A 4,650-nucleotide genomic window follows, 5' to 3' on the forward strand; every position below is an offset into this window, starting at 1 on the left:
CTTCGATCGCAACTGGTCACTGTGGGCCAGTAATACCGAAGCCCTAAATAATATCAATCGCTTGTTGTCGGTGGTTACCGAAAACTTGACCGATGGCGGTGGTCCGTTCTTTTTTCGTGTCAATCCGCTAGACCCTGTGTTGACGTTGGCACCGGCAACCAAGGCGAAGTCTGTTGATACCCTAGACTATTACCCGCCCTTGCCGGAGCGCTACCCCAAACAGCCGTTTGACGAAGATTTCCGTAATGACGATGTGATTGGCTGGACACAGGTTGCGCACTCATCACCGTTTACACGCATAAAACCCTTCACTGAGCACCAGGCGAATTTTAAGGTGACTAATGAAATATTCCGCCGCACCGCGGATTTCAATAACGACGATATCAATCAGGCGATGGCGGAGGGCCGCACATTTATCGTCGACTATAAGGAATATCACCAGTTTAATATTCGTCCTCCGGCAGAGAACTCCGCTGGCGGGCGGTTTTATACACCAATAGCATTATTTGCAGTGCCCAGAAACGGTGGCGCACTGAAACTTATCGCGATTCAAAGTACTCAGCACACGCCCGCAACCGAGTCTGAGCGGGCGGCCTGGAAGGCGTCGAATACACAGGATAAAGAGCGCCCACTCTCTGACATCATGACGCCCACGGATGATTATTGGTCCTGGCAGATGGCCAAATCGCTGTTCATGAGTATGTACGCTATGAGCAGTGTGGTCGACCATCTATCAATGCACGTGTTTGTTGCCCCCATTGCTATCAGCTTCTATCGCAATATCGCCAAGCAGCATCCGCTCAGGGCTTTGCTTGAACCCCACCTGATGGCGCTAATCGTTAATAATCACGCCGGTATATTTTCTGATAACGGCACCCAAGACCCTCACACCTATGGTCAAACTGATCAGGGCTTGCTGACTGGCATGATGGATAAGGTGTCTGGCTGGACAGGAAAAACCTTCCTCGATGCCGTTGTCGAAAGATCGTCGTTTTATCATTTTGTAGAGCAAAGTACGCCACTGGATCGCAGTCGCGATAATGTGTTTAGTGCCATTGGCGATTTCCCTTTGTACGACGACGATGTGCTGTTTCCCATTATTGAAAAGTGGGCACGCAACTACCTGGGGGAATACTATCGCTCCGATGACGACGTGCGTGCCGATCATGAGTTGCAGTTGTTCGCTAGCGAAACCGCCAATGACGGTCAGGTGAACGGGTTTCCGGCTGCGATAAATACCTTTGCAGAACTCGTCGATATGGCTGCGCGCATAATTTACTGGATGTCTGTCAATCACGCGCTAGAAGCCACCCTAGGCTGCAGCAAACTGGCACCCATCAGCTACTGGTCCGACAGCGTGCCGCGCAATGATGAAGTTAAAACTGAGCAAGATTGGCTCAATATTAACCCGCCGATAAACGTCGGTCTGGGTGTGTTCTGTGTGTCACGCTTCTTTGTTGACCTGCCTTACGACTGGTACCGCTCATTGGGCCGTTTTCCCGATGGCCATTTCATGCATGACCAGCGTATTTATCGACACCTGAAAACGTTTCAGAAAGACTTGTTTGTTGCCGATTCAGACATTCAAGCCAAAAACCAAGGTCGCAAGTGGGCGTATGGGATGAAGCGACCGGCAACCCTGACCTGCAGCCCTTGGAACTAGGAGATAATAATGAATAAAAAATCGATTAGTCGCCGAGGGTTTATAAAAGGCTCCGCGGGTTTAGCAGGCCTGGTAGTCGCTCCCACATTGCTAAAAATCACCGGCGAGAGCCGGGAAGGCTACGATGCGCAGATTTCCTATATAGAGAGTGTGTTGCTGAAGCAGATTAAGTCCTCAAAGAAATTGCAGAAAAAGCACGTCCAGGATTTTGCGCGGCGATTTACTGAGGAATACGGCCAGGTAGATTACAAAAAACTTTACAGCGGCCTAGCCGGTGAATACCGGCTTACCCGGCTCTTCGTTAGAAGTGCGTATTTGGCGGCTTAATGGGACCGATAAGGAGTTACCAATGACATACTTAATCCAGCGTCTATGTGTCGCCACACTGCTGTCAGTTCTCGCGGCGTGTGGCGGCGGCGGGGGTGGCGGATCGTCCAGTGCGCCGACTATTTCTACTGATTCAAGCAGCCCGGATGCAGGGCTGCCTCGTATTGGCGGTTATGTGAATAACGCTAATCATAGTTACAGTGGCGACATACGCTACACCGCCGCGGGCGAAGGCGCGCGAAACCTAAAAGTAGTCAGTCAAGAAAGTGATGACAGCTACTGGGAGATTCGGTCTCTCACGCCACGGCTGGGTAGTTACCGCTGTGCTGAAAGCGACCTTGAGCTAATGCTGCAGCGCGGCAACGCCGCGCCGCTGCACAGCCAGGGCTGTGAATTGACAGTAACAGAAGCTGGTGATGGACGTATCAGCGGTTACTTCACGGCAACGCTATTGGATGCCAGCGGCAAAGTTCAATCGCTACAGAACGGCACGTTTTCTATCACATTGGCTGAGGCGATCCTCGATCGCGACGAAGATGGCTTGTCCGATGCCGACGATAACTGCCCGTTTGACGCTAATCAGGATCAGGCTGACCAGGATGGAAATAATATCGGCGATGCCTGTGAGGCAGCGGATGACGAGGAATTTGGGGTGTCGTAGAGAAAGTGCAGTGGCGGCGTTGCTTGATCGTTGGGTTTTGCTTGTAAGGGCGATGTCCCCTAGAGTCACCAGTCCCGCGCAATTGATAGTGAAGCGCGCCGCCGTCTAATTACTCCTCTAGCTGACTTCTATACTGATTCGGCGTCATACCTTCCCAGCGTTTGAAGGCGCGACTAAAACTGGGTACATCGGTATAGCCGAGCCTTTCTGCGATTTCGGTCGTTGCAAGCCCCAGGGATAGGTAGTTTCTTGCCATGTCTTTGCGCAGCTCTAATAGCAAATCGCTAAAAGAATGGTTGGCGGAAGACAAGCGGCGCTGCAAGGTTCGGGGGCTAATATGCATGGCGTCGGCGACCGAATTGATATTGGGAACCCGCGTCGCCATTTGTTTCATCATGGTGGTTCTTATTTCGTCCTCCGGGTGGGCTGCTTCCCCTTTCCGCAGTCGGCGGTTAAGTAATAATTGCAGCTCGTTTTTGAGCTGCTCGTTGCGAGTGAGTACCGGCTTGCAAGTCTCGCTTGCGCCTACCGAGAGTCGGGTTAGCTTGGCGCCCCATTTTACTTTAACGCCGAAGGCCTCATCCCACCTTGTGGTGTCGGGCGGCTGATGGCGAATAGACTCGGCCGCTGATAAGCGCAGCGAGCTGTCTAGATACTGTGACACCAGCACAACGGTAGACAGGGCGAGAAAGTCTAGGCGCTCGCAGATGAGGGGGGCGCTCGCGTTGTAACTCAGCGTCAAGTCAATTCCGGTGGTGGTCTCAGTTACGTCTATTTCCACTACATTACTGAAAAGCGGTGAATAGTTGTCCAGTTGTTTTAACAGCTCGCCCACATTTTCAGTGGCTGTTAGAAAGACTCCGATATCCTGAAAGTCGACAAGGCGGATCCGCTCCGCAGCTTCAATGCCAATAATTGGGCCTCTGGCGCGGTAGCCCAGTTCCCATAAAGTAGTCACCTGATCCAGACTGAGTTCAACCTGCGGTGCGGTCAGTGTGCCGACGTCGAGGCCAATTCTTGCAGAGATGTCGGCAGAGGAAAGCCCCCCCTCCTTGAGAATGGCGATTAAGCCACGATACACCGATGCGATAACTCTAAGCTCTTGGGACATGACTTCACCAGGCTAAATTAACTTCCCACTGTGCTTTGGATTTTCCAGAATGTTGCTGATGTTTGGTAGTTGGGATGAATTATTGTTTTTATGATTGCGCCGCAGGAAAGCATCGAGGGCAATGATCATCTCGTCTCCGATTGTAGAGCATCTGGCATACGTTGAATACGGCGTTTCCAATGCCAAATGGCCTGTAGAGTGTTGACCTTCTTCAGCGGTCTCGATGGGTATTGTTCGTGCTGTCGGTCAAGTGAGAAAACCCATTGCCTGGTTTGGTAAAACGCATAATGCTTGGTGGCTGGCTATTTGATGGCTGCTGTGGGCTGCAAGGGCATGCCCGCTGCTAAGAGTAATCTGGCGTGAAGTGTAACGACCTTGGCGTGCGCTGATCTATGCTGAAGAGCCACGGACGCCGATACTGGTGGTATTAAGTTAGTGGCGCAGTGTTGTACATGGCTGGCCATGCCCGTCACAAAAAGTCTGGAAGTTCGTGTTGGCAAGGTGTCTGCCTCCAGCGGCGCGTGGCTTGGTTAAAGTATTCCCGTATTGGCGGTGAGCTCTGCAGGTCGAGCTGCCCTGCTGCCGCTGCCGGTAAATATCTAGGGTTTTACCCCGAGTGTAAGGAGAGTAGACATGGCAGGAATTAGTATGTGGCAACTGTTGATTATTCTGGCAATTGTTATGCTGCTTTTTGGCACCAAAAGGCTCAGGGGTGCGGGAAAAGACCTGGCTGCCTTGCGCAGGGACTTCAGCGCCGCAGTTGAGGATAAGTCTAAACAATAAGTGAACGTAGCCCGCGCAAGATCGCAGCCATTAGGCTGTTTTCGGCGCGCTGGTTTGTCATTGCGCCGAAAATAGTGCAGTGCTACTGTGAAATTATAATAAAAA

Annotated in this window: 5 protein-coding genes; 4 read left to right on the forward strand and 1 reads right to left on the reverse strand. The window is 51.7% G+C overall.

Annotated features, from left to right (window positions below; translation table 11 throughout):
• From ABYT30_RS15805 to ABYT30_RS15815, 3 genes are all read left to right on the forward strand, one after another.
• The coding region (locus tag ABYT30_RS15805) for a lipoxygenase family protein (RefSeq protein WP_373097452.1) at positions 1 to 1,663 on the forward strand (1,663 nt) is incomplete at its 5' end.
• 9 nt (positions 1,664 to 1,672) lie between these two features.
• The gene (locus tag ABYT30_RS15810; protein ID WP_373097453.1) at positions 1,673 to 1,990 is read left to right on the forward strand and encodes a twin-arginine translocation signal domain-containing protein; all 318 of its coding nucleotides are present in this window, start codon (positions 1,673 to 1,675) and stop codon (positions 1,988 to 1,990) included.
• Between the two features lie 22 nt (positions 1,991 to 2,012).
• The gene (locus ABYT30_RS15815) at positions 2,013 to 2,651 is read left to right on the forward strand and encodes a hypothetical protein (protein WP_373097454.1); all 639 of its coding nucleotides are present in this window, start codon (positions 2,013 to 2,015) and stop codon (positions 2,649 to 2,651) included.
• 109 nt (positions 2,652 to 2,760) lie between these two features.
• Here ABYT30_RS15815 and ABYT30_RS15820 read toward each other — a convergent pair whose 3' ends face one another.
• Positions 2,761 to 3,762: a helix-turn-helix domain-containing protein gene (locus ABYT30_RS15820; RefSeq protein WP_373097455.1), complete on the reverse strand. Its 1,002-nt coding sequence runs from the start codon at positions 3,760 to 3,762 to the stop codon at positions 2,761 to 2,763.
• A 633-nt stretch (positions 3,763 to 4,395) separates the two neighbouring features.
• On the opposite strand from ABYT30_RS15820, the gene ABYT30_RS15825 reads away from it, so the two are divergent.
• Complete coding sequence (locus tag ABYT30_RS15825) at positions 4,396 to 4,545, forward strand: twin-arginine translocase TatA/TatE family subunit (protein WP_372865667.1); 150 nt, start codon at positions 4,396 to 4,398, stop codon at positions 4,543 to 4,545.
• The last annotated feature ends 105 nt before the right edge of the window (positions 4,546 to 4,650 follow it).

Source organism: Zhongshania sp. (assembly GCF_041623545.1).
In the GTDB taxonomy this organism is placed as follows: Bacteria; Pseudomonadota; Gammaproteobacteria; order Pseudomonadales; family Spongiibacteraceae; genus Spongiibacter.

Bases quoted from the DNA above. Each gene is read 5' to 3' on its own strand.
- ABYT30_RS15810 (WP_373097453.1), top strand. From the start codon at position 1,673: ATGAATAAAAAATCGATTAGTCGCCGAGGGTTTATAAAAGGCTCCGCG.
- ABYT30_RS15815 (WP_373097454.1), top strand. From the start codon at position 2,013: ATGACATACTTAATCCAGCGTCTATGTGTCGCCACACTGCTGTCAGTT.
- ABYT30_RS15820 (WP_373097455.1), bottom strand. From the start codon at position 3,762: ATGTCCCAAGAGCTTAGAGTTATCGCATCGGTGTATCGTGGCTTAATC.
- ABYT30_RS15825 (WP_372865667.1), top strand. From the start codon at position 4,396: ATGGCAGGAATTAGTATGTGGCAACTGTTGATTATTCTGGCAATTGTT.